A 24235-nucleotide genomic window follows, 5' to 3' on the forward strand; every position below is an offset into this window, starting at 1 on the left:
GGGTGCTGCTGTCGGGCTGCCGGCGCTCCTGGCCCCACTGCACGGCGATGAGGATCAGCGTCGGCACGCCGAGCAGCGCGGTGAGCTGGAAGAACTGGTGGTAGCCGAGGGATTCGACCATCACGCCCGAGTAGCCGCCGATCAGCCTCGGCAGCAGCAGCATGATCGAGCTGAGCAGCGCGTACTGGGTGGCGGAGAACTTCAGGTTGGTGAGGCTCGACAGGTAGGCGACGAAGGCCGAGGTGGCGAGCCCCGCGCTGAAGTTATCGCAGGAGATGGTGAGGATCAGCATGTCCAGGTGCGGGCCCATGTCGCTGAGCACCACGAACATCAGGTTGGTCGCCGCTGACGACGCGCCGCCGATGAAGAGGATCGGCAGGATGCCGAAGCGCACGATCAGCAGGCCGCCGGCGCCCGCGCCGAGCAGGGTCATGATCAGGCCGAAGAGCTTGCTGACGCTGGCGATCTGCTCCTTGCTGAAGCCCTGGTCGATGTAGAAGACGTTGGCCATCACGCCCATCACCGTGTCCGACATGCGGTAGGTGGCGATCAGCCCCAGCAGCAGCAGCGCCTGCCAGCGGTAGCGCTGGACGAACTCGCTGATGGGCGTGACCACCGGCGCCATCAGCAGGCGGCCCGGGGCGGAGAAGCAGGCGAGGGCGATCAGCACGAACAGCGTGCCGCGCGGCCAGGCGCCCGAGGCATAGGCCTTGATGGCCGCCGCGGTGGTCACCAGGATGACGATCAGCACGATCATCGACACCGCCTGGTGGACGAAGTCGAAGTTGGGGATCACCCTGCCCCGCGCGGCCACCAGCAACTGGCGGCGCTGCTGGCTGAGCAGCTCGCGCACCGGGGCGATCTGGCGCCGGCCCCAGGGCGACAGGCAGGCCACCAGGAAGAGGAAGTAGAGCAGGGCGCGCGGCCAGGCGCGGTCGAGCATGCCGGTGATCATCGCCGGCAGGGAGATCAGCATCACCAGCAGGATCAGCACCGAGGCCAACTGGTCCTTGAGCTTGAAGCGCGAGGTGCTGGTCTGGACCTGTGCGTCGATGCGTGGCTCGCGCATCCACAGGCTGGTGACCAGGCCGGGCAGCATGAGGAGGGCGAACAGCAGGTAGGTGCCGGCCCAGGCCCCGTACTCATAGCTCAACGAGGTGGAGCCGAACCATTCGGCGAAGTACAGCGCGCCGGCGGTGGCCAGCAGCGCCGAGACCCGGTAGCCGAGCATGTAGCTGGCGGCCAGTGCGGCCTGGCGGCTGTCCTCGGCGATCTCCAGGCGGTAGGCGTCGACGGCGATGTCCTGGGTGGCGGAGGCGAAGGCCACCACCACGGCGATCGCGATCAGCCAGGTCAGGTGCTGTTGCGGGTCGCACAGGGCCATGCCCACCAGGCCCAGCGCCACCAGGACCTGGGACAGCACCAGCCAGGAGCGACGGCGACCGAGGCGACCGAGCAGCGGCAGGCGGAACTGGTCCAGCAGCGGCGACCAGATCCACTTGAAGGCATAGGCGAGGCCGATGAGGCTGGCGAAGCCGATGGTCTCGCGGGAGACGCCCGCCTCGCGCAGCCAGACGGAGAGGGTAGAGAACACCAGCATGTACGGCAGGCCGGCGGCGAAGCCCAGCAGGAGCAGCGCGAGGGTGGCCGGGCTGGCGTAGGCGGCCAGGGCGGCGCGCCAGGTACGGTGGGGCATCAGGCGTGTAATCCAGAAATCACGGGGCGGTCCATGACGAGGTGCACGCGACGGAACCGCGACAAAGCGCGCACTCTAACCCTTGGGTGGCATGGGAAGCCAGCCATGCCGACGCATATCCACCCGTTCGTTATGGATGAAGACCCCCTCGGCCCGCAAACGTGCCCGCTGCTCGTCCCCGGAGGGGCTTCCGGCCGGCAGGCTGAGGCGTCCACCGGCGGCGATCACCCGGTGCCAGGGCAGGCGCGTGCCGTGGGGCAACTGGCTCAGGGTGCGCCCGACCCAGCGCGCCGCGCGCCCCAGGCCGGCCATTTCGCCGAGCTGACCGTAGCTCACCACCTTGCCTGGCGGCACCTGGGCCAGGGTCAGGTACAGCGCTTCGCGGCGCACCTCGGCGCTGGCCTTGGGCAGGTCGGCCGGGACGTTCACATCGGGGCGTGGCTTGCGGGTCGCCATGGCGGGCGGGTGTCCAGTGCGGGGGGTGATCGCCAGAATAGGGCGGCGGCCAGGGGGCTACAACCGCATTGCGGCAGCCTCTTTTTGTGGAACTTGAGGCTTGTCCGTCGGTCAGTCCTTGCTCAGCCGCCGGGCTTGCGGATAATGCCCGGTTTTTCGCGAACTTGAGCCCGTGTATCCGCCTATGTTGTCCAGAACCCTGTTGTGCCTAGCCATTGCGGCTGCCTCGACCCCCACCCTCGCCGACACCGTGTGGATGAAGAACGGCGATCGCCTGTCCGGCAAGATCAGGGTCTTCGATGGTGGCAAACTCATGCTCGAAACCGATTACGGCGGCTCCATTCCGCTGGACTGGAAGAAGATCGCCACCCTGGAAAGCGAGCAGGAGCTGATGATCAAGCAGGACGATGTCACCGGCGAGCGCGCCAAGACCCTGCGCCCGGCCGAGCCCGGCAAGGTGATCCTGGCCAACGGCGAGGCGCCCAGGACCGTCGAGCTGGCCAGCATCGAGCAGATCATGAAGCCCAAGCCCTTCGTCGAGGACCTGACCTGGTCCGGCAACGTCGACCTGGCCCTGGACTACAAGCGCGCCGAGAAGGACACCGACGACTACGACGTCGACTTCAAGACCAAGGCCCGCCACGGCCGCTGGCGCCACAACGCCACGGGCGAGTACAACCGCGAGTTCCAGGACGACGTGAAAACCACCGAGAACTGGGAGCTCGAGTACGCCCTGGACCGGTTCATCACCGACAAGTTCTTCTGGCAGGGCCGCGCCGAATACAAGCGCGACAAGATCGAGGACCTGGAGCGCCAGCGCACCCTCGGTACCGGTCCCGGCTACCAGTTCTGGGACGACGAGCTGGGCGCATTCTCCCTGGCGTCCCTGGTCAACCGCACCGACTACGAATACACCAATGGCGAGAAGGACAACTTCTACGCGCTCAGCGTGAAGTGGGACTACAACCGCTACCTGGTGGGCAAGACGGTCGAGCTCTTCACCGTCGGCGAAGTCGGCCGCCCGCTGGGCAATGCCGCCGACTACTCCCTGGATGCCGAAGTGGGCCTGCGCTACAAGGTCACCGACTGGGCCTCGCTCAACCTGAAGGCCGAGAAGGATATGGTCAGCGGCTCCGAAGGCGAGATCGACGAGACCCGCTACACCGTCGGCTTCGGTGTGGGCTGGTAAGCCTCCCGCCGGCTCCCCCGGGCTGAAGCCCGGGCTAAGGCAGGCCCGACGGCTAAACACCCAGCCAAGAAAAAGCCCCGCTGATGCGGGGCTTTTTCATGGCGGTTCGGCCTTACAGGCGCAGGCCGCCATCGAGTTCCAGGACGCGACCGGTGTAGTAGTCGTTCTCCAGGATGTAGGCCACCGAGTGGGCGATCTCCAGGGGCTTGCCCAGGCGCTTGAGCGGAATGCCGGAGGTCATCTTCTCCAGGGCTTCGGGCTTCATGCTGGCGACCATGTCGGTCTCGATGAAACCGGGAGCCACGCCCGCCACGCGGATGCCGTAGCGTGCCAGCTCCTTCGCCCAGACCACGGTGTCGGCGGCGACGCCGGCCTTGGCGGCGGAGTAGTTGGCCTGGCCCATGTTTCCGGCGCGGGAGATGGAGGAGATGTTGATGATCGCCCCTTCGTTCTTCAGCTCGATCATCTTCGCCGCCACTTCGCGGGTGCACAGGAACACGCCGGTCAGGTTCACGTCGATCACTGCCTGCCACTGGGCCAGGCTCATCTTGGTCATCTCGCCGTCCTTGACCTTGATGGTCAGGCCGTCACGCAGGATGCCGGCGTTGTTCACCAGGCCGTTGATGGCGCCGAAGTCCTCGGCCACCTGGGCGACCATGTGGGTCACCTGCTCTTCGTTGGCCACGTTGCACAGGTAGGCACGGGCATCGCCGCCGGCGGCCTTGCAGGCGGCCACGGCGTCGTCCAGTTTCTCCTGGTTCAGGTCCACCAGCGCCAGCTTGGCGCCCTTGCCGGCGAGGTACTCGCCCATGGCGCGGCCGAGGCCCTGGCAGCCGCCGGTGATGATGATGACCTTGTCTTTGAGCTGCATGCTTTTCCCCTCGAAGTCGAATTGAGTGGCGCTATCCCCGCTGGCGGCCTGGAACCGTTATTCTGGCCGCCCGTCCGTTTTCGACGGATTCTCTGCAAGGAGTCAGAAGGTGAGCGTGAAAGCCGCAAAGAATGCCCGAGAATTGCTGCTCAAGGAATACCGCGGCGTCCTCTCGACCCAGTCCAAGGCCATGCCGGGCTTCCCTTTCGGATCGGTGGCGCCCTATTGCCTGGACGCCGCCGGCCGACCGCTGATCCTCATCAGCCGCATCGCCCAGCACACCCACAACCTGCAGAAGGATCCCAAGTGCTCGCTGCTGGTGGGGGAGCGGGGCGCCGATGACATCCAGGCCGTCGGCCGCCTGACCCTGCTCGCCGAGGCGCGGCAGCTCACCGACGCGGCCGAGATCGCGGCCGCCAGCGAGCGCTACTACCGCTATTTTCCGCAGTCGCGTGACTACCATCAGACCCACGACTTCGACTTCTGGGTGCTGGAGCCCGTGCGTGCCCGCTTCATCGGCGGCTTCGGCGCCATCCACTGGATCGACCAGGTGGTGCAGGGCAACCCCTTCGCCGGCGAGGCCGAGCGCAGCATGATCGAGCACATGAACGCCGACCACCAGTCGGCCATCGCCCACTACCTGGCATTGCGCGGGCTGCCCGGGGAGACGGCGGAGATGGTCGGCATCGACGCGGAGGGCTTCCACCTGCGCACCGGGCAGGTAGTACATTGGCTGCCCTTCCCAACATCCTGTAACAACCCGGGCGCGGTCCGTCAGGCCCTGGTGGCGCTGGCGCGCGCTGAGGCCTGGCCGTCCGTCGCCGAACCCGACGCTTGAATTCGAGGGAGGGCGGCTTCATCTAAATTGCCATCGGAAGCCGTTCTTCCGTCAAGGATCCCTCGATGCGTGTCTTTCTGTTCCTCTTCCTGCTTTTCCCGATCATCGAACTGGCCGTGCTGATCCAGGTCGGCAGCGCCATCGGCGTCCTGCCGACCCTGCTGCTGGTCATTGGCACCGGCGTACTCGGCAGCATCCTGTTGCGGGTCGCCGGGGTCGCCACGGCCTGGCGCGCGCGGGAGAAACTCGCCCGTGGCGAGATGCCCGAGCAGGAAATGCTCGAAGGCCTGCTGATCGCCGTCGGTGGCGGCCTGCTGCTGCTGCCCGGCTTCATCAGCGACATCTTCGGTGTGCTGTGCCTGATTCCCTTCACTCGCCGCCTGCTGATCGGTCGCCTGCTCAAGCGCGCCCAGGAGCAGGCCCTGCGCCAGCGTGCCTTCGCCGACGACCTCGCCGCCCGCAGCGGGCAGACCCGCCCGAACGTGATCGAAGGCGAGTACGAGCGCCGGGACAACTGAGCCTCCGGTCGGCGGCGCTGAACTTCCTGCAAATTTTTCAGCCGCTGCCCTTGAAATGCCCACGAACGCCCCTATGTATCGGTCACCGCAAGGTTCCTTGCCCTCGCCGGCAAGGTCAGACTTCAGCGGAGTGCCCTGCACCCCGCAGCCGGCCACGCCGGATTTCGCTAACCCGCCGGTCGTTCGTACCGGCGCCGGAAAACACTGATTGGGAGAGTTAGACAATGAAGCTTCGTCCCCTGAATGACCGCGTCGTAATCCGTCGCAGCGAAGAAGAAACCAAGACCGCTGGCGGCATCGTGCTGCCGGGCTCGGCTGCCGAGAAGCCGAACCGCGGTGAAGTGGTCGCCGTCGGTACCGGTCGCGTTCTGGACAACGGCGAAGTCCGTGCCCTGGCAGTGAAAGTGGGTGACCAGGTGGTATTCGGCCCCTACTCCGGCAGCAACGCCATCAAGGTCGATGGTGAAGAGCTGCTGGTGATGAGCGAGAACGAAATCCTCGCTGTCATCGAAGCCTGAACCACCCCCCCTTTCCCCCTTAGAATTCGAGGAAAAAGAACATGGCTGCTAAAGACGTAAAATTCGGCGATGCCGCTCGCAAGAAACTGCTCGTTGGCGTTAACACCCTGGCTGATGCCGTGAAAGCCACCCTCGGCCCGAAAGGCCGTAACGTGGTTCTGGAGCGCAGCTTCGGTGCCCCGCTGATCACCAAGGACGGCGTTTCCGTCGCCAAGGAAATCGAGCTGAAGGACCGCATCGAGAACATCGGCGCCCAGCTGGTGAAAGACGTTGCCTCCAAGGCCAACGACGCTGCCGGTGACGGCACCACCACCGCTACCGTGCTGGCCCAGGCCATCGTTACCGAAGGTCTGAAGTCGGTCGCTGCCGGCCTCAACCCGATGGACCTCAAGCGCGGCATCGACAAGGCCACCGCCGCCGTCGTCGCCGAGCTGAAGAACCTGTCCAAGCCGTGCACCGACACCAAGGCCATCGCCCAGGTCGGCACCATCTCCGCCAACTCCGACGACTCCATCGGCAACATCATTGCCGAAGCCATGGAGAAGGTCGGTAAAGAAGGCGTGATCACCGTCGAGGAAGGCTCGGGCCTGGAAAACGAACTGTCCGTCGTGGAAGGCATGCAGTTCGACCGCGGCTACCTGTCCCCCTACTTCATCAACAAGCCGGACACCATGGTGGCCGAGCTCGACGGCCCGCTGCTGCTGCTGGTCGACAAGAAGATCTCCAACATCCGCGAACTGCTGCCGGTTCTGGAAGCCGTTGCCAAGTCCGGCCGTCCGCTGCTGATCGTGGCTGAAGACGTCGAAGGCGAAGCCCTGGCCACCCTGGTGGTCAACAACATGCGCGGCATCGTCAAAGTGGCTGCCGTCAAGGCCCCGGGCTTCGGCGACCGCCGCAAGGCCATGCTGCAGGACATCGCCATCCTCACCGGCGGTACCGTCATCTCCGAAGAAGTCGGCCTGAGCCTGGAAAGCGCCACCCTGGAGCACCTGGGCAACGCCAAGCGCGTGGTCCTGAGCAAGGAAAACACCACCATCATCGATGGCGCCGGCCAGCAGGTCGACATCGAGGCGCGTGTTGCCCAGATCCGCAAGCAGGTCGAAGAAACCTCTTCCGACTACGACAAGGAAAAACTGCAGGAGCGCCTGGCCAAGCTGGCTGGCGGTGTTGCCGTGATCAAGGTTGGCGCTGCCACCGAAGTCGAGATGAAAGAGAAGAAGGCCCGCGTTGAAGACGCCCTGCACGCGACCCGCGCTGCAGTGGAAGAAGGCGTGGTTCCTGGCGGTGGCGTAGCCCTGGTTCGTGCCCTGGCTGCCATCAAGGACCTGACCGGTGCCAACGAAGAGCAGAACGCGGGTATCAACATCCTGCGTCGCGCTGTCGAAGCTCCGCTGCGCCAGATCGTCGCCAACGCCGGTGACGAGGCCTCCGTGGTCCTGGACAAGGTCAAGCAGGGTTCGGGCAACTACGGCTACGACGCTGCCACCGGCCAGTACGGCGACATGATCGAGTTCGGCATCATCGACCCGGCCAAGGTCACCCGTACCGCGCTGCAAGCCGCTGCTTCCATCGCCGGCCTGATGATCACCACCGAGGCGATCGTCGCCGAGCTGCCGGAAGACAAGGCTGCTCCGGCCATGCCGGACATGGGCGGCATGGGCGGCATGGGCGGCATGATGTAAGCCACCCAGTCCATCCGGTCTGAAAGAAGCCCCGCCTCGTGCGGGGCTTTCTTTTGCCTGTGGAAAAGCGGCGGGCCGGGCCCATCCGTGTGCCCGCTACCTGCTAGGGCGCCAGTTCCGTGGCGCCTTGGGGCGCCTCGTCGGCCTGGGGTGCGTAGAGCATGAAGCGGTAGCAGCCGAGGCAGATCAGCCAGTCCAGCAGCGCCGTCCACAGGTTGTGGGAGAGAAAGTGCGCGCCCTGCATCATTCGCCCGACCGAGAACAGCCCGCCCAGGGCCAGGGCACCGACCAGGGCGAGGCGTGCGAGGCGGCGATTGCGGTCGCGCAGGAGGAAGTACAGCGCGAAGAAGGTGAAGCCGCTGCTGGCGTGGCCGCCCGGCCAGCAACGCCCGGGCTTGGCAGTGGGCGCGCGTTCGGCCAGCAGCGGGGTGTAGGTCTCCACGCCGCCATAGCGGGTCAGGTCCCAGGGGCAGTGCACGGCGGTCAGCGCCTTCAGGGGCGTCACGATCGCGGTGGACAGGCCCATCGCCAGGACCAGGTAGCCGAGACGCCTGCGCAGGCCGTACCAGGGGCGATACAGGCAACTGGCGACGAGCCCGGCCAGGGCCAGCAGCGCCACTGCGATCACCGCCTGCTTGGCGCGGTCATGCATCACGTCCTCGAGGAAGAAGCTGTGGGCGCCGATGAAGCCTTCTCCCGGCCGGTAGAACAGATCGGCCAGGGCGAAGTCGAGGCGCGTCGGCTCGATCACCAGCAGGGCGAGGATGATCGCCAGGGGCAGGCCGAGCGCCCAGCCATAGGCGATCGGGCGGCAGGAGTGGGTAGGGGGCATGGGGTGTCTCCGGATTGCATGCGGGGGGATTGTCAGGCGAGGGAATGGGCGTAATCTGCCGTGGCCGCCGTGGTGGCACCGTGAACCGCGGGTGAAAAAACTGTCAAAGACGCCCGGGCCCGGAAGGGCATCGATGAGGCGGGGGAACTGCAGATGCGGATTTTGCTGGTGGAAGACAATCGCGACATCCTGGCCAACATGGCCGATTACCTGGAGCTCAAGGGCTATAGCGTGGACTGCGCCCAGGACGGCCTGTCCGGCCTGCACCTGGCGGCCACCGAACACTTCGACCTGATCGTGCTCGACATCATGCTTCCCGGCCTGGACGGCTACGCCCTCTGCCGGCGCCTGCGCGAGGAGGCGCGACGCGACACGCCGGTGATCATGCTCACCGCGCGCGATGCACTCGACGACCGGCTGCAGGGGTTCAAGTCCGGGGCCGACGACTACCTGCTCAAGCCCTTCGCGCTCTCCGAGCTGTCGGCGCGCATCGAGGCCGTGCTGCGGCGCTCCCAGGGCGGTGGCAAGCGCAGCCTGCAGGTGGGCGATTTGAGCTACGACCTCGACACCCTGGCGGTCAGCCGTGCCGGCAAGCCGCTCAAGCTCAACCCCATCGGCCTCAAGCTGCTGGCCGTGCTGATGCAGAAAAGCCCCCACCTGGTGCGCCGGGAAGCCCTCGAGGAGGCGCTATGGGGCGACGACTGCCCGGACAGCGACAGCCTGCGCAGCCACATCCACCAGCTGCGCCAGGTGATCGACAAGCCCTTCGGCAGCCCCCTGTTGCACACCCTGCACGGCCTCGGCTATCGCCTGGCGGAGTCGGCCGATGGAGTTTAGGCAGAGCCTCGCGCGGCGCATCGTCATCGCCTTCACCCTGATGACGGCGCTGGTTGGGGGGACCTTCTCGCTGGGCATCATCGAAGTGGTGCACCTGATCGAGGAACAGCTGATCTCCCGCGACCTGAACAACGAGCTGGAGCGCATCCTCTACGAGAACCTCGCCAAGGGCCGCGCACCGAGCCTGGACAGCGATACCCGTTTCTACTTCGGCGAGGGCACCGGCCCCTACGCCCTGCCCGTCGAATACGCCAAGCTGGCGCCGGGTTTCCATGAACTCTTCGAAGGCCAGCTCTCGTTCCACGCCCTGGTGCGGGACATCGACGGCCACCGCTACGTACTGCTGCAGGACCAGAGTGATTTCGAGGACCGCGAGCAGGCGCTCTATGGCGTGGTGCTGGTGGGCTTCATCCTGAGCGTGCTGCTCTCGGCGCTGCTCGGCTGGCTGCTGGCGCGCAAGGTCATCGCGCCGGTGGTACGCCTGGCCGGGCAGGTCCGCCATCGCGACCAGTTGCTCGGCCTGGCGCCGCCGCTGGCGCCGGACTACACCTCCGACGAAGTGGGCCAGCTGGCCCAGGCTTTCGACGACACCCTCGGCCGGTTGCGCGATGCCCTGACCCGCGAGCGCCTGTTCACCAGCGATGTGAGCCATGAACTGCGCACGCCCCTGATGGTGATCGCCACCTCCTGCGAACTGCTGATGGAAAACGACCACCTCGACGACCGCTCGCGCCAGCAGGTGCTCCGCATCGGTCGGGCCAGCGAGGAGATGCGCGACCTGGTGCAGACCTTCCTCATGCTTGCCCGCGCCCAGCGCAACGGTGGCGAGATGGTGCCGCAATCCCGGCTCGGCAGCCTGGCCGACGAGCTGGCCGGCCTCTGGCGCGACCCCATCGAGGGCAAGGGGTTGCGCTTCGACTACCACCCCGGCGTCACCTCGGAGGTTCTCTACAACGCGGCCTTGCTCCGCTCGGTACTGGGCAACCTGTTGCGCAACGCCCTGCACTACACCGAGTCGGGCCATATCGAGCTGCGTCTGGACGAGCGCGGATTCAGCGTCGAGGACAGCGGGGTCGGTATCCCGGAAGAGCAGCGCGAGGCGATGTTCCTGCCCTTCGTGCGGGGCATCGAGCAACGCGGAGATGGTCTCGGGCTCGGCCTGTCGCTGGTCAAGCGCATCTGCGAAAGCCAGGGCTGGGTGGTTCGCCTGTCGCCGTCCGGCTCTGGCGGTTGTCACTTCCGCGTCGACCTGGATGGCGCCGCCTGACAGATTTTTCACATCGGCTTGACGCCGGGATGACGGCTGGCGGTGGAAGCTGATCGTATCCAGGGACCCGATGGGCCATGGAGGGAACGGACCTTGCAGTGTTCGGCTCCCATCGCGCCGAGGTAACACTCGCCACGCCCGGGGGGAGGGCGAGCGCAAGGCAGCATGGGGCTTTCAGGGAACCTGGCGCTTTGCGCGCGGTCCCACCGGGGCCTTGCACGTGGGCAATGGGGTTACTCCGGGGTGATTCCTGTTACCTGGACGGCGGCGCCGGGCTCGACCTGCGGGCGGTGGCCGGGCCCGGACGATGTACTGACACGGATTTGCAATGAATCACCGCTAGCCTCGCCCGTCTGCCAACCGACGGTGCCGAGGCCGACGGCGCCGCGTGATGCGGCAAACAGGCGGTTGAGAGTGCGCTGCTCCTTAGGGACAAGAGCCGCGGAGGGATGACCAGGCGAGAGCGACATGCCATTCGTCACTTCGAAAAAGCGGACTGTGAACTATTGATCTAGTGTGAAGACACAGCGTTTGGCAGCGCTATCAAGGGGTTGCGATCATGAAGTTAGAAATAACGCGAGCTTTGTTCCTCGTAGGAGCCCTGGGCGTCGCGTCCATCGCCGCGGCGGCTTGGCATGAGCCGTCACCTTCGGTCGTCAGCGTCAATGGCCTCGGCTATTGTCCCCTGCCTCCCAATGCCCGGCACAAGGCCGACGCGGTGCCCGACAGGCAGTTGCTGCTGCTGATGTTCGGGCTTTCCCAGGGCATGGGGCCGCAAGGCTGAATACCGTCCCGTAGACATCCAGGCCCCGCGCATGCGGGGCTTTTCATTTGCGCCGCCGCCGTCATTCCGTGATCGCCACGCACCTTTTCTCGTCCCTCCAGCGCCGACTGCCTGCAACGGTATGGACCTTGCAAACCTGCTGCTCACCCGCTGGCGGTAGTAGGGTTGCCGGGGTTCATCGCCCGGAATAGAGGCATCGTTGCCCCATGGGGTGACGTGGGTCCGGGCTTGCCGCCGTGCACAGGGTTACCGAGTGCACGTTCCTGTTACCGCAAGCGACATCAAAAAGGGCGTGAGTCATTCGCCCCCCTGGGTGGTCTGGATCTCGACGGAGACTGAGACCGACCAGGCGATAAACGGAGGGGAAGGTCTGATGGAGACAGCTGTGATTGCGTTGGCGAGCGATGTGGACGACCCGTTCGAGCGCTTCTGGGGCTGGCGTGGTGAGTGGGTAGAAGCGCCGAACCTGCGACGGGGCGGCGAGAGCGGGGTGGAGCGGGTGCGCCGGGACGACGGGGTCCTGCTGTATAGCAAGCGCCAGTGTGGCCACCTCTATCGCAGCGTGCTGCACCCCTTCGGACGCCCGACGGTGCTCCGCGAACGGGATGCCATCCGCGCCTTCGAACGCCTCGGCGTGAGGGTGCCGCGGCTGGTGTACTGCGGCGCGCGGCGCGGTGGCGAGGGCGCCTGGCAGGCGCTGCTGGTGACGGAGGCCCTGGAGGGCTTCATCGATTTCGAGCGCTGGTACGCCTCCTTGGACGAACGCGCCGACGCCAAGGGCCAGCGCGAGCGGGTGCTCGGCCAGATGGCGCAGGTGCTGGCGCGGTTGCACCGGGGCGGTTGGCAGCACGGCTGCCTCTATCCCAAGCATGTGTTCATCCGCCTCGGGGAAGGGGAGGGCGCCGAATCGGTGGAAATCGCCCTGATCGATCTGGAGAAGAGCCGCCGTCGCTTCGCCCATGCCCGGGCGGCGCGCAACGATGTCGGCCAGATCAGGCGCCATTCGGCCATCCGCGACGAGGACTGGGCCTACCTGCTGGCGGCCTACGAGCATGCCTTCGGCAGCCGCGTGGAGGCGCTGCACCGGCTCTGAGAACCCTGGAATGAAGAAGGCCCCGCAGATGCGGGGCCTTCTCGTTCAACGTGGCTCAGTGGCCCGCGACGGGCTCTGCCTCGGGCTGGGCAGCCGGTCGTGGGTCCGGCTTGGCCAGCAGGGTATAGACGCAGGGCAGCACGAACAGGGTGAACAGCGTGCCGATGGACATGCCGGTGGCGATCACCGTGCCGATATCGAAGCGGCTCACCGCACCCGCGCCGGTGGCGAGGATCAGCGGCACCATGCCGAACACCATCGCGGCGGTGGTCATCAGTACCGGGCGCAGGCGGATGGAGGCGGCTTCCTCCACCGCTTCGCGTGCACTCAGGCCCTTGTCACGACGCAGCTGGTTGGCGAATTCCACGATCAGGATGCCGTGCTTGCTGATCAGGCCGATCAGCGTCACCAGGCCCACCTGGGTGTAGATGTTCATGCTGGAGATCCCCAGGAACAGCGGGATCAACGCGCCGCAGATCGACAGCGGCACCGTCACCAGGATCACCAGCGGGTCGCGGAAGCTCTCGAACTGCGCGGCCAGCACCAGGAAGATGATCGCCAGGGCCAGGCCGAAGGTGACGTACAGCGCGCTGCCTTCCTGGACGTACTGGCGCGAGGCGCCGGCGTAGTCGAAGGCGAAGCCGCGCGGGGCTTCCTCGCGGGCGATCTGCGCTACGGTCTCCACCGCATCGCCCATGCTCACCACCGGGAAGCCCTCGATGATCGCCGAGTTCAGCTGCTGGAACTGCTTGAGCTTGGTCGGTCGCGCGGTGTCGTGCACGGTGATCAGGGTCGACAGGGGCACCATCGCGCCGCTCTCGCTCTTCACGTAGTAGTTGTTCAGCCAGTCCGGGTTGTCGCGGTAGGGGCGTTCCACCTGGGCGATCACCTTGTAGCTGCGACCGTCGATGGTGAAGCGGTTGATCTCGCCCTCGCCCAGCAGCAGCGCCAGGGTGGAGCCGAGGTCTTCCATGGAGACGCCCATCTGCGCGGCCTTCTGGCGGTCGATGTCGACCACCACTTCCGGCTTGTCGAACGCCAGGTCGACGTTGAGGAAGGCGAACTTGCCCGAGGCTTCCGCGCGCTGCTTGATGCGTTCGGTCACCTGCAGCAGGGACTCGTAGTCGTTCGGGGTGTTGACCACGAACTGGAAGGGCAGGCCTTCGCCGGTGCCCGGCAGCGACGGCAGGTTGAAGCCGAAGATCTGCAGGCCGGGAATGCGGTCGAGCTTGCCCTGTACCTCCTGCAGCAGCTCCATCTGGGTGCGCTCGCGCTCGTCCCAGGGCTTGAGCAGGAAGCCGCCGATACCGGCCTGCACACCATCGAAGCCGTTGATCTGGAACGACGAGTAGTACTCGGGGAAGGACTTGAAGATCTCCACGAACTCGTCGGTGTAGGCGTTCAGGTAGTCCAGGTTGGTCGGCTGCGGCGCCTTGGCCATGAGGAAGACGATGCCCTGGTCCTCGTCGGGGGCCAGTTCGCTCTTGGTCATCATCAGCAGCACCGGGATCAGCGCCATCACGATGAGCGCGAACACCACCACCACCGGGCGGGTGTTGAGGGTGCCGTGCAGCGCGCTCTGGTACCGACGCTTGAGCCGCTCGAAGATCATGTCCAGCTTGTGGGCCAGGCCGCTCGGGTTCTCCTCGTGGCGCAGCAGCTTGGAGCACATCATCGGCGAGAGGGTCAGGGCGACCACGCCGGAGATGATCACCGCGCCCGCCAGGGTCAGGGCGAACTCGCGGAACAACGCACCGGTGAGGCCTTCGAGGAAGCCGATGGGGGCATACACAGCCGCCAGGGTGATGGTCATGGAAATGACCGGCACGGCGATCTCGCGGGCGCCCTCGATGGCGGCATCGAAGGGCGTCTTGCCCTCCTCGATGTGCCGGTGGATGTTCTCCACCACCACGATGGCGTCGTCCACCACCAGGCCGATGGCGAGCACCATGGCCAGCAGCGTCAGCAGATTGATCGAGTAGCCCATCAGCTGCATGAAGAACAGCACGCCGATCATCGACAGCGGGATGGTGATGACCGGGATCAGCACCGAGCGGAAGGCGCCGAGGAACAGGAACACGACCACGATGACGATCAGCACCGCCTCGCCCAGGGTCTTCACCACCTCGTCGATGGACGCCTGGATGAAGCGCGTGGCGTCGTAGGCGATGGACACCTTGAGGTTCGGCGGCAGCTGGGCTTCCAGCTCGGGCATGATCGCGCGCACGTGCTTGATCACGTCCAGCGGGTTGGCGCTGGGGGTGCCCTTGATGCCGATGTAGACCGAGGGGATGCCGTCGAAGGAGCTGATGGAGTCGTAGTTCTCGGCGCCCATCTCGACGCGGGCGATGTCACGTACCAGCACGCGGCGGTCGCCCTGTGTCTTCACCGGGATGGCGGCGAAGGCTTCGGGGGACTTGAGGTCGGTGGTGGCGTTGATGCTGGTCACCACGTACTCGCCCTTCACCTGGCCGGCGGCGGACAGGTAGTTGTACTTGCGCACGGCGTCGCTGAGGTCGCCGGCGGTGACGCCGTAGGCGGCCATCTTCACCGGGTCCAGCCACAGGCGCATGGCGAAGACCTGGTTGCCGAGGATCTCCGCTTCGGCCATGCCCGGCAGGGTCGCCAGCTTGGGCTGGATGACCCGCGACAGGTAGTCGGTGATCTGCGGGTTGGACAGCTCGTCGCTGTAGAAGCTGATGTACATCAGCGCCGAGGCGTCCGCCGCTTCCTTGGACAGCACCGGGTCTTCGGCGTCCTGCGGCAGCTGGTTCTTCACCTCGTTGGCCTTGGCCAGCAGTTCGGTGAAGAGGCGGTCCGAGTTGGAGCCGATGCGCGCGTAGATCGAGATGATCGACAGGTTCTGCTGGCTCGACGACGTCATGTAGTCGATGCCTTCGGCGCTCGCCAGGCTCTGCTGCAGCGGCTGGGTGATGTAGCCCTGGATGGTCTCGGCGTTGGCCCCGGGGTAGGCGGTGGTCACCGTGATCAGGGCGTTTTCCATCTGCGGGTACTGGCGGATCACCAGCTTGCTGAAGGCCTGGAAGCCCAGCAGCACGATCAGCAGGCTGACCACGGTCGCCAGTACCGGGCGACGGATGAAGGGATCTGTGAAAGCCATATCGGTATTCCTTGGCGTCGAGCCTACTGCTCGGCGCTGGCTTGTTTGTCCGTTTTCGGTTGCTGGGCCTGGTCATCGGCGATGGCGACGTTGGAGCCGTTGTCCAGCTTCAGCTGGCCAGCGGTCACCACCTGCTCACCGGCCTTCAGGCCCTTGAGCACCACGACCTTGCCGTCGCGGCGCTGGCCGGTCTCGACGAAGCGGCGTTCGACCACCAGGACCGGCTGGCCCTTGTCGTCCTTCACTGCCTGGACGTCCTCGCCCTTCTTGGCATCGATCACGTAGACCGAGTTGCCATAGAGGGTGTAGGTGATGGCGGTTTCCGGCACCACGATGCGCAGGTTGTCGCCCGGGAGCAGCACTTCCAGGTTGGCGAACATGCCCGGCAGCAGTTTGCTGTCGGGGTTCTGCAGCAGCGCACGCACCTGCAGGTTGCGGGTGCTGTCCTCGACCTTGGGGTTGATCGCGGCGATGGCGCCGTCGAAGAACTCGCCCGGGTAGGCGGCGACGCTGATCCGCACGTGCTGGCCGATGGCGAGCTTGGGCACTGCCTGCTCGGGCAGGTAGAAGTCGAGGAACAGGGTGCTGAGGTCCTGCAGGGTGGCGATGGTGGTGCCCGAGGAGAGGAAGTCACCCACATCCACCTGGCGGATGCCGATGGTGCCGGCGAAGGGCGCGACGATGCGCTTCTTCGCCAGCATGGCCTTCAACTGGGCAACGCTGGCGGTCGACTTCTGCAGCTCCGAGGAGAGGCGGTCGAATTCGCTCTTGGAAATGTTCTGCCGGTTCACCAGGCTGCGGCCGCGTTCGAATTCGACACGTGCCAGGGCCAGGGAGGCTTCCGCGGTCGCCAGGCTGGCCTGTTCGACGTCGCTGTCCATCTGGATCAGCGGCTGGCCGAGCTTGACCTTCTCGCCGGAAAGGAACTGCACCTCCTGCACGGTGCCGCCTACTTCCACGGTCAGGTCCACGCCCTGGAAGGCCTTGAGCGAACCGATGGCCGGCAGGCGCTCCTGCCAGGGTACTTCCACCGCCTTGGCGGCCGAGACGCTGATGGCAGGCTTGGGCGCCGTGAACATCGCGATCTGCTGTTTGATGGAGAAGAACTTGTACGCGGCAAGCGCGGCCACCACGAGGATGACCACGCCGAGCATGATGAGCATGCGGCGGAGCAACATATTCCGGTTCCTTGGCAAGGCAGATTGAGGGCCTGGGAATAGGCGAGGGGTGCACCTTATTACCACTGGCGGGGGCAAGTCAAAGGCGCGGAATTGCAAAAGTTTACATGCTGGCACGATGCCTGTTCAGTGCCTTGCAGATCGCCGGAGATCGCTACGGATCGGCGCATTTCAGTTGGCGAGAACGGCGCCTGGGCGGGGAGGCCGGTGAAGCGCAATAGACAGCGCAGCGGTGCCCTCGAAGGGGGCGGGTGCAACTCTCGCGAACCCATGGGGCGGCGAGGGTGCCACCGGGCTGCGACTGGAGCGGCACATCCCTGTGCCGGGTGAAAGCAGGGGTCAGGCGCTGAAGCGGCGGGTGACCTCGCTCAGCTCGCCGGAGAGTTCGTGCAGGCGACCGCTGGCGGCCTCGGTGCGTTGTACGTTCTCGTCGTTGGTGACGGCGATGGCGGTGATTTCGGTGAGGTTGCGCGAGATGTCCTCGGCCACCGAGGTCTGCTCCTCCGCCGCCGTGGCGATCTGCCGGTTCATGTCGCGGATGGCTTCCACCGCGCCGGTGATGCGTTGCAGCATCGCGCCGGCCTCGGTCACCTGGGTGACGCTCTGCTCGCTGCGGCTCTGTCCGCTTTCGATGGCGCGCACCGCGTTCACCGCGCCGGTCTGTACCGTGTCGATGATCTGGTGGATCTCGGCGGTGGATTCGGCGGTGCGCTGGGCGAGGGTGCGGACCTCGTCGGCGACCACCGCGAAGCCCCGGCCCTGTTCGCCGGCGCGGGCGGCCTCGATGGCGGCGTTGAGCGCCAGCAGGTTGGTCTGCTCGGCGATGCCGCGGATCACTTCCAGCACCTTGCTGATGCGGCCGCTGTCGTTCTCCAGGCGGCGGATCACCTCGGCGGTGGAGTCGATCTCGCCGCGCATGCCGGTGATGCTCTGGATGGTCGCCTGCATCACCCGCTCGCCCTGCTGGGCCGAGCTGTCCGCGTCGTCGGCGGCGCGTGCGGCATCGGCGGCATGGCGGGCCACCTCCTGGGCGGTGGCGGACATCTCGTGCATCGCCGTGGCCACCTGGTCGGTGCGCGAGAACTGCTCGCGGGTGCCGCCGGCCATGAGCGTGGCGATGGCGTTGAGCTCGCCGCTGGCGCTGTCCAGCTCGGCGGTGCTGTGCTTGAGGCGGTTGAAGGTGTCGGCGAGGAAGTCCCGCAGGATGTTCGCCGAGTTGGCCAGGCGCCCCAGTTCGTCGCGGCGGCTGCTGTCGACGCGCTCGCCGAAGTTGCCCTGGCTGAGGCGGCCGATGTGGTCGATCAGGGTGCGGATCGGGTCGATCAGGCGGCGGTTGATCAGCCAGATCGCCAGCAGGCCCACCAGCACGCTGGACACCAGCATCACCACCAGGCCGGTGGTCACTGTGCTGGCGGCGCTGGCGCTGATCTCGGCGGATTGCTGGGTGCCGCGGTCATGCAGCTGGGTGACCAGGGCGGTCATCTGCTCGCTGGCGGCGCGGTCGATGCCCTGTACCGCCTTGTCGCCTGCGGTCGGTTCGGCGCCGGCGGCGAGGAAGGCCTCGCGGCCCTTGCGGTAGGCGGCCCCCAGGCTCTGGTGCTCGCTGCGCAGGCGCTCCACCTGGCTTTGCAGGCCGCTGTCGCCCTGCTCGCGGGCCTCGTTGACCAGCTTGCCGAGGATATCCTGGACCTTGCGTTCCTGGTCCTCGAACTGGCCCCAGTACTTGCTCAGGGCGGCCGGGTCCTTACCGCGCAGCAGGACGTTCTTCCATTCCTGCACCTGGCCCTTGAATTCGACGTTGGCGCTGTCGACGAGGCTGGATGCCTCCAGCGTACCGCCTACCAGGTTGCGGTAGGACTGGATCCCTCCAGATAGAAAGTTGAAGCAGGTCAGGGCGATGACCAGGATCAGCAGCAGGCTGCCGCCCAACAGCGCGAGGAGCTGGCCTCGCAGGGAGTTTTGCAGGGACATGTAGTTACGCCTCAGGGACGTGGGAGGGAGGGGTTGGCTGGTGAAGTATAGGTCGGCCGCCGTGACCGTTCGTTGAGGTCGCGGCGACGAAATGCAGGTGTCAGGCGAGGTGCAGGTGGTTGTCCCAGAGCCCGGCGGGCAGCTGCAGGGGGGCGGCGGCGATCGTCGCCTTACGGCAGTCGTAGAAGCGGCAGCGGCCCTGGCCGGAGGTGACCACGAAACCGTCCTTCACCGCACCGACGCCGGCGCAGTCGGGCAGCGGGGCGTCGAGGCGCACGGCGCCGCTGTCCAGGTCCCAGATGAAGAAACGGTTGCCGCGCGGGGCGGTCAGGGCCACCAGGCGCAGTCCGTCGTGGATGGCGACGCTGGCGGTGTACTGGGCCATCGACAGGCGTTGCTCGTCGGCCAGGGGGAAGGGCTGGAAGCGCTGGCCCGGGCGCTTGATCGCCAGCAGGTCGGCATGGTCGCCGGCATCGCCCATGTACTGCTGTCCGGCGACTATGGTGCCGTCGCTCGCGATGGCCAGGTGGCGCACGCTGTTCATCTGCTGGGGCAGGGTCTCGCGGCTGATCAGGCTGCCGTCGCGGCGCATCAGCACCAGGCTGGGCTCCATGGCATGGAGGTTCATTTCCACGCGGCTCTCGGCCTCGGTGCGGATGCCGCCGTTGGCGACCACGAAGGTCTCGCCGTCCGGCATCCAGGACACCTGGTGCGGGCCCAGGCCGTGGGTGGACAGCTCGCCCTGGAAGCTCAGCCGGCGGTCGGCGTAGGCATACACGCCGAGCAGGCCGCGACCGGGATCGGTGGTGTCGTTGTCGGTGGTGTAGAGCCACTCGCCGCTCTTGTGGAACACGCCGTGCCCGTAGAAGTGGCGGTCCGGCTGCGAGCGCACCGTCTGCAGCAGGCTGCCGTCGGTGAGGTCGATCAGGTAGCTCTCGGTGCCGGGGCGGCGGGCGACGAACAGGGCCACCGGCTCGCTGGGGTGTTCGACGATGTCGTGGCAGCGCTGCGCCACGCGGGTGGCGAACACCTGGGTGCCGTCGAGGCGGTAGCCGACGGCGTAGTGGCCGCCATCGGCATCGTCACGGGCGGAGAGCAGCAGCGGGTCGCGACCCTGGCGGCTCAGGGTCCAGCCGCCCAGCGTCACGGCGCCGAGCAGGAGGCTGCCGAGGGCGAGTACCTGGCGGCGGAACATATCAGTCACCATCGTTGGCGTTGAAGCCCAGTTGCACGTTGAGGACGCGGGCCAGCTCGTTGGAGTGCAGGCGGTGCACCACGTCGAGGCTGTCGTAGAAGCCGTTCAGTTGCTTGAGGCCTTCCTCGCTCTGCAGCAGCGTGCTCAGCGGTGGCTGCAGGGCCTCCAGCTTGGCGCGGGCGTCGGCGTAGGCGCCGTCGATCTTGTCGGCCAGGGCCTTCTGGTCGTCACCCAGCAGGCTGCGGATGCCCTTGCCGTCGGCACCGTTCCACAGCTGCTCGGCGCTGAGCAGGCTGGCGCCCAGGCTGGCCAGGGAGGTGTCGCTGCGCCAGCCATCGGCCTGGTAGGGCTGCGGCTGGCTCTTGGTCTGGCGGCCCATGGGCGTGCCGAGCTTCTTCTTCAGGGTGTCCAGGGCGGTGACCTGGACACGCAGCAGCTCGGAGATCGCTTCGTGGGAGTCGGCGTAGCGCGGGTTGGGGAACTTGCTCAGTTGCTCGAGCATGCCGTCCTTGCTGTTCCAGGAGGCGAGGATCTCCTCGGCGAGGCTCTGCTGGCGCTGGCCGATGGCTTCCAGCAGCGGGCAGTAGCGCGCCTTCTGCTCCGGGTCGGCGAGGTCCAGGTTGCTGTCGAAGAGGATGTATTCGTAGGCGGAGAGGCCCTGGACCACGACGCTGGACTTGGCCAGGCCGGCGGCGTCGATGTCGGGCTTGGCCTTGACCAGTTGCTCGACCTGGCGACCCACCAGATTCTTCTTGTCCGGCCAGAACTGCACCTGCCAGGCGCGGTTGCCCTCGGCCAGGGGGCCGACCATCAGCGGTTGCAGCTCGGCCCAGGCCTTCTGCGCCGCGAGGAAGTCGGCACGGGCCTTGGCCAGGTCTTGCTTCCCGGAACAGAACGCCAGCGCGCTGGCGGCCAGGGCGCGGTCGGCTTCCACCCAGCGGCTGTAGGTGGGCAGGATCACCTGCTTGGCCAGCGCGGCGGTGGCCTGGGCCTGCGGGTCCTGCGGGGCGCAGGCGCCCAGGGCCAGGGCGGCGAGGCTGGTGAAGAGCAGTTTGGGTCTGAACATGCAGGGCTCCTTAAAGGGAATTCAGGAATGCCAGCAGCGCGGCTCGCTGTCCAGCGTCATAGCGCATGACGGTCTGTTTCGCCGCCTCGGCCTCGCCGCCGTGCCAGAGGATGGCCTCGAGCAGGTTGCGGGCGCGCCCATCGTGGAGGAAACGGGTGTGGCCGTTGACCGCCTGGGTCAGGCCGATGCCCCAGAGGGGCGCGGTGCGCCAGTCGCGGCCGCTGGCCTGGAACTCGGGGCGGCCGTCGGCCAGCCCCTCGCCCATGTCGTGCAGCAGCAGGTCGCTGTAGGGGCGGATCACCTGGTTGGCCAGCTCCGGCTCGGCGGCATCGCTGCCGGTGGTGAAGCTCGGGGTGTGGCAGCCCTGGCAGCCGGCCTGGTGGAACAGGCCCTTGCCGTCCAGCACCTGCGGGTCGTTGACCCCGCGCCGCGAGGGCACGGCGAGGTTGCGGCTGTAGAACAGCACCAGGCGCAGGATGTTGTCGCTGACCTCGGGCTCGCCGCCGTTCACGGCATTCAGGCAGTCCACCTGGGCGGGCGTGCAGTCGTCGTGGGGCAACAGGCTGGTGGTCAGGCCCATGTCGCCGGAGAAGGCGTGGGCGTTCTGCTGGTTGAGGCTGGGCTGGCCGGCCTTCCAGCCGAAGCGGCCGAGCACGGTCTTGCCGGCGGCGTCGTCCCAGACCCGGTTGGGGCGGCCGACGATGCCAGGGCCCTTGGCCTCGGACGGGCCGGCATTGGCCAGGATGGCCTCCTCGGGAATGGCCTCCAGCAGGCCCAGGCCGATCATCGGCGGGGCGACCCGCGCGGAGAACATCGTCTGCGGGTGCATGGGGCCGTAGCCGAGCTGGGTGATGTCCAGGATCGGTTTCTGCAGTTCCACGCGGGTGCCGTCGGCGAGGGTCACCGGGACGGTTTCGTAGCGCATGCGCACCTTGCCTTCCGGCGCGACGCCGGGGATGGCGACGTCCTGCAGCTGGCCGCCGTACACCGGCTCGGGCACCACGCCCAGGCGCTCCAGCATCTGCTGGTGCTCGGCCTTGGCTTCGGCGGGGATGGACAGGCGCACCAGCATCGACACGGCGTTGTCACCGCGAACGCCCGGCGGATGACCGCGGCCGTCCTTCACGTGGCAATTCTGGCAGGCGTTGGTGTTGAACAGCGGGCCCAGGCCATCCCTCGCAGTGGTGGAGGAGGGGGCGATCACCCAGGGGTTGCGGAAGAAGCTGTTGCCGACGTTGAAGTCCAGCCGACGGCTCGGCGTGAGGTTGCCGGAGGCCTGGGAGAAGGCGTTGCGGTCATGCAGGTTGATGGTCGCGGCACCGCCTGAAAGCTGCTCGCCGGGTTCGGCCTGGGTGAAGCGGGGAGGCTTGTCGCAACCGGCCAGGGCAACGGCCAGCAACAGCGGCGACAGGTGGCGGAGGGCCGACGATACGGGCATTGGCGGGTCCGGCTGGGGAAAACAGGCGGGCAATGTTAGCAGGCGAACGGCTATTAAATAAGAGGGATTTGCGTTTGTGATAGCGGGTCCGGCTGGCAGCTGCGGGGCGGGTGGAACCCAGGTGTGACGTGCCTTGCAGCGAGACGAGAGACGGATTTCCGGGCATGAAAAAAGCGGATGCGGCGATGGGCCGCATCCGCTTTACGGGACGCGTGGACGAGTCGATCAGAACTCGTGGTCGGCGTTGTCCGGTTTCAGGTCGCTGATGCCCAGCTTGCCGGCGGCCTGCTCGATGGCACCGGTCTGCTTGACCAGGGCGGCGATGGCGTCACGGACGATCTGGTTGCCTTCGGCGTTGTCCGGGGCGATCAGCTGGTCGAAGTGCACGCCCTTGTCGGCGCTGTCCACCAGCACCTGCAGCTTGGCTTCGGTGGCTTCCAGGTCGGCCTTCAGGGTGGCGTCGGTCGCAGCGTCGATCTTGGCCACCAGGGAGGACAGGCTCGGGCCGGTCAGGGTGGTGCCGTCGACCTTCTTGTACTCGCCCAGGTACACGTTGCGGATGCCCTTGCCGTTGTAGAAGTGCGAATTGTGGGTGTTGTCGCTGAAGCAGTCGTGCTCGTCCTCGGGCGAGTTGGCTTCCAGGGCGACCTTCATGCGCTCGCCGGCCAGTTCGCCCAGGGACAGGCTGCCCATGCCGAAGAGCATCTTGCGCAGGCCGGACTCGGCAGGCTCGGCTTCCAGCTTGGCGCGGTAGTTGTCGGCGACGCCGGCTTTCCACTGGCCGACCATGTATTCCAGGTCGCTGACCAGCAGGTCGGTGGCGGCCTTCAGGTAGGCGGCGCGGCGGTCGCAGTTGCCGCCGGTGCAGTCCTTGCCCTGGGCGTAGTCGGTGGCCGGGCGGTTGCCGGCGCCCGGGCCGGTGCCGTTGAGGTCCTGGCCCCAGAGGAGGAATTCGATGGCGTGGTAGCCGGTGGCGACGTTGGCTTCGGAGCCGCCCAGTTCGTTCAGGCTGGAGAGTTTCTCGCCGGTGATCTCGGTGACGTCGATCTTGTCTTCGCCGACCTGGATTTCCTTGTTGGCGATGATGTTGGCGGTGGCGCCCGGGTTGCCCAGCGCGTGCTGGTAGTCCTTGGCGACGTAGTCGATCAGGCCTTCGTCCAGCGGCCAGGCGTTGAGGCCGCCTTCCCAGTCGTCGACGACGGCGTTGCCGAAGCGGAAGACTTCGCTCTGCATGTACGGGGTGCGGGCGGCCAGCCAGGCTTCACGGGCGGCTTTCAGGGTGTCGTCGCCGGGCTTGGCGATGAAGGCGTCGACGGCTTTCTGCAGGTCGACGGCGGTGCTGTGGGCGTCGCTGAAGACGGCCAGGGCCAGGTCGGCGTAGTGCTTGACCACGGCCTTGGCGGCGGCTTCGTCGACTTTCGCTACGGTCGCGGCTGGGGTGCTGCTGGCGGCTGCGGGAGCGGCGGCTTGCGGTGCTGCGGCCTTGTCCTTGTCGTCGCCGCAACCGGCGAGGGTGATGGCGATGGCAAGCAGGCTGGCAGTAGCCAGGGGCATACGACTCATGGCGAATTCCTTTGCGTGTTGTGGGGGACGTGGCGCAATTGCGCCCGAGAAACCGCGACATAATGCGAAAGATTTGCATTTTTGAAAAGGCCCGATGCACCGTCCCCTGGATGCGGGATGTG

The 24235-nt window shown here is 66.7% G+C and carries 20 protein-coding genes and 1 pseudogene; 9 read left to right on the forward strand and 12 right to left on the reverse strand.

What is annotated here, in order from left to right; all coding sequences use genetic code 11:
• Positions 1 to 1696 (reverse strand): AmpG family muropeptide MFS transporter (locus DMX10_RS21830; RefSeq protein WP_111263040.1); only part of this gene is annotated, 1696 nt, incomplete at its 3' end.
• A gap of 75 nt (positions 1697 to 1771) precedes the next feature.
• A complete protein-coding gene (locus DMX10_RS21835; RefSeq protein WP_111263041.1) occupies positions 1772 to 2152 on the reverse strand; it encodes an MGMT family protein in 381 nt (126 codons plus the stop codon).
• A 184-nt stretch (positions 2153 to 2336) separates the two neighbouring features.
• Between DMX10_RS21835 and DMX10_RS21840 the strand changes: the two genes are divergently transcribed.
• On the forward strand, positions 2337 to 3341 hold the full coding sequence (locus DMX10_RS21840) for a DUF481 domain-containing protein (RefSeq protein ID WP_111263042.1): 1005 nt from the start codon (positions 2337 to 2339) through the stop codon (positions 3339 to 3341).
• 112 nt (positions 3342 to 3453) lie between these two features.
• On the opposite strand, the gene DMX10_RS21845 is transcribed toward DMX10_RS21840, so the two are convergent.
• Positions 3454 to 4212, reverse strand: coding sequence for an SDR family oxidoreductase (locus tag DMX10_RS21845; RefSeq protein WP_111263043.1), 759 nt, complete (start codon positions 4210 to 4212; stop codon positions 3454 to 3456).
• A 109-nt stretch (positions 4213 to 4321) separates the two neighbouring features.
• On the opposite strand from DMX10_RS21845, the gene DMX10_RS21850 reads away from it, so the two are divergent.
• The 4 genes from DMX10_RS21850 to groL all read left to right on the forward strand — a co-directional run bounded on the left by DMX10_RS21850 (position 4322) and on the right by groL (position 7768).
• Complete coding sequence (locus DMX10_RS21850) at positions 4322 to 5050, forward strand: HugZ family protein (RefSeq protein WP_111263044.1); 729 nt, start codon at positions 4322 to 4324, stop codon at positions 5048 to 5050.
• A gap of 65 nt (positions 5051 to 5115) precedes the next feature.
• Entirely contained in the window at positions 5116 to 5568 is a 453-nt protein-coding gene (locus tag DMX10_RS21855; RefSeq protein WP_111263045.1) for an FxsA family protein, read from the forward strand.
• A 224-nt stretch (positions 5569 to 5792) separates the two neighbouring features.
• On the forward strand, positions 5793 to 6086 hold the full coding sequence (locus DMX10_RS21860; RefSeq protein WP_111263046.1) for a co-chaperone GroES: 294 nt from the start codon (positions 5793 to 5795) through the stop codon (positions 6084 to 6086).
• A 41-nt stretch (positions 6087 to 6127) separates the two neighbouring features.
• Positions 6128 to 7768 carry a chaperonin GroEL gene (groL, locus tag DMX10_RS21865; protein ID WP_111263047.1) on the forward strand — a complete coding sequence of 547 codons (1641 nt, stop codon included), beginning with the start codon at positions 6128 to 6130 and terminating at the stop codon, positions 7766 to 7768.
• 103 nt (positions 7769 to 7871) lie between these two features.
• Here groL and DMX10_RS21870 read toward each other — a convergent pair whose 3' ends face one another.
• Positions 7872 to 8600 carry a phosphatase PAP2 family protein gene (locus tag DMX10_RS21870; protein WP_111263048.1) on the reverse strand — a complete coding sequence of 243 codons (729 nt, stop codon included), beginning with the start codon at positions 8598 to 8600 and terminating at the stop codon, positions 7872 to 7874.
• Positions 8601 to 8753: 153 nt separating this feature from the next.
• On the opposite strand from DMX10_RS21870, the gene DMX10_RS21875 reads away from it, so the two are divergent.
• The 4 genes from DMX10_RS21875 (at position 8754) to DMX10_RS21890 (ending at position 12581) form a co-directional block, all read left to right on the forward strand.
• On the forward strand, positions 8754 to 9437 hold the full coding sequence (locus DMX10_RS21875; protein WP_111263049.1) for a response regulator transcription factor: 684 nt from the start codon (positions 8754 to 8756) through the stop codon (positions 9435 to 9437).
• Positions 9427 to 10704 (forward strand): HAMP domain-containing sensor histidine kinase, encoded by a 1278-nt coding sequence (locus DMX10_RS21880; protein WP_111263050.1) that lies wholly within the window; start codon positions 9427 to 9429, stop codon positions 10702 to 10704. The genes DMX10_RS21875 and DMX10_RS21880 overlap by 11 nt, the downstream gene beginning before the upstream one ends.
• Positions 10705 to 11263: 559 nt before the next feature.
• Complete coding sequence (locus DMX10_RS21885) at positions 11264 to 11488, forward strand: hypothetical protein (protein ID WP_111263051.1); 225 nt, start codon at positions 11264 to 11266, stop codon at positions 11486 to 11488.
• Between the two features lie 388 nt (positions 11489 to 11876).
• A complete protein-coding gene (locus DMX10_RS21890) occupies positions 11877 to 12581 on the forward strand; it encodes a lipopolysaccharide kinase InaA family protein (RefSeq protein ID WP_111263090.1) in 705 nt (234 codons plus the stop codon).
• 55 nt (positions 12582 to 12636) lie between these two features.
• Here DMX10_RS21890 and DMX10_RS21895 read toward each other — a convergent pair whose 3' ends face one another.
• The 8 genes and pseudogenes from DMX10_RS21895 to DMX10_RS21925 all read right to left on the reverse strand — a co-directional run bounded on the left by DMX10_RS21895 (position 12637) and on the right by DMX10_RS21925 (position 24113).
• On the reverse strand, positions 12637 to 15702 hold the full coding sequence (locus DMX10_RS21895) for a multidrug efflux RND transporter permease subunit (protein ID WP_111263052.1): 3066 nt from the start codon (positions 15700 to 15702) through the stop codon (positions 12637 to 12639).
• 23 nt (positions 15703 to 15725) lie between these two features.
• Entirely contained in the window at positions 15726 to 16880 is a 1155-nt protein-coding gene (locus DMX10_RS21900; RefSeq protein WP_111263053.1) for an efflux RND transporter periplasmic adaptor subunit, read from the reverse strand.
• Between the two features lie 339 nt (positions 16881 to 17219).
• Positions 17220 to 17987 (reverse strand): methyl-accepting chemotaxis protein, encoded by a 768-nt coding sequence (locus DMX10_RS33695; protein ID WP_371921719.1) that lies wholly within the window; start codon positions 17985 to 17987, stop codon positions 17220 to 17222.
• A 165-nt stretch (positions 17988 to 18152) separates the two neighbouring features.
• Positions 18153 to 18851, reverse strand: a pseudogene (locus DMX10_RS33700) (methyl-accepting chemotaxis protein); the annotation flags it as partial.
• 100 nt (positions 18852 to 18951) lie between these two features.
• Complete coding sequence (locus tag DMX10_RS21910) at positions 18952 to 20046, reverse strand: DUF1513 domain-containing protein (protein ID WP_111263055.1); 1095 nt, start codon at positions 20044 to 20046, stop codon at positions 18952 to 18954.
• A 1-nt stretch (position 20047) separates the two neighbouring features.
• Entirely contained in the window at positions 20048 to 21112 is a 1065-nt protein-coding gene (locus DMX10_RS21915) for an imelysin family protein (RefSeq protein ID WP_111263056.1), read from the reverse strand.
• 10 nt (positions 21113 to 21122) lie between these two features.
• A complete protein-coding gene (locus tag DMX10_RS21920) occupies positions 21123 to 22550 on the reverse strand; it encodes a di-heme oxidoredictase family protein (RefSeq protein ID WP_111263057.1) in 1428 nt (475 codons plus the stop codon).
• A 225-nt stretch (positions 22551 to 22775) separates the two neighbouring features.
• Positions 22776 to 24113, reverse strand: a complete 1338-nt coding sequence (locus tag DMX10_RS21925; protein ID WP_111263058.1) for an imelysin family protein — start codon at positions 24111 to 24113, stop codon at positions 22776 to 22778.
• Positions 24114 to 24235: the final 122 nt, after the last annotated feature.

Origin of the sequence: Pseudomonas sp. 57B-090624 (assembly GCF_003234055.1) — a bacterium.
Lineage (GTDB): Bacteria > Pseudomonadota > Gammaproteobacteria > Pseudomonadales > Pseudomonadaceae > Metapseudomonas > Metapseudomonas tohonis.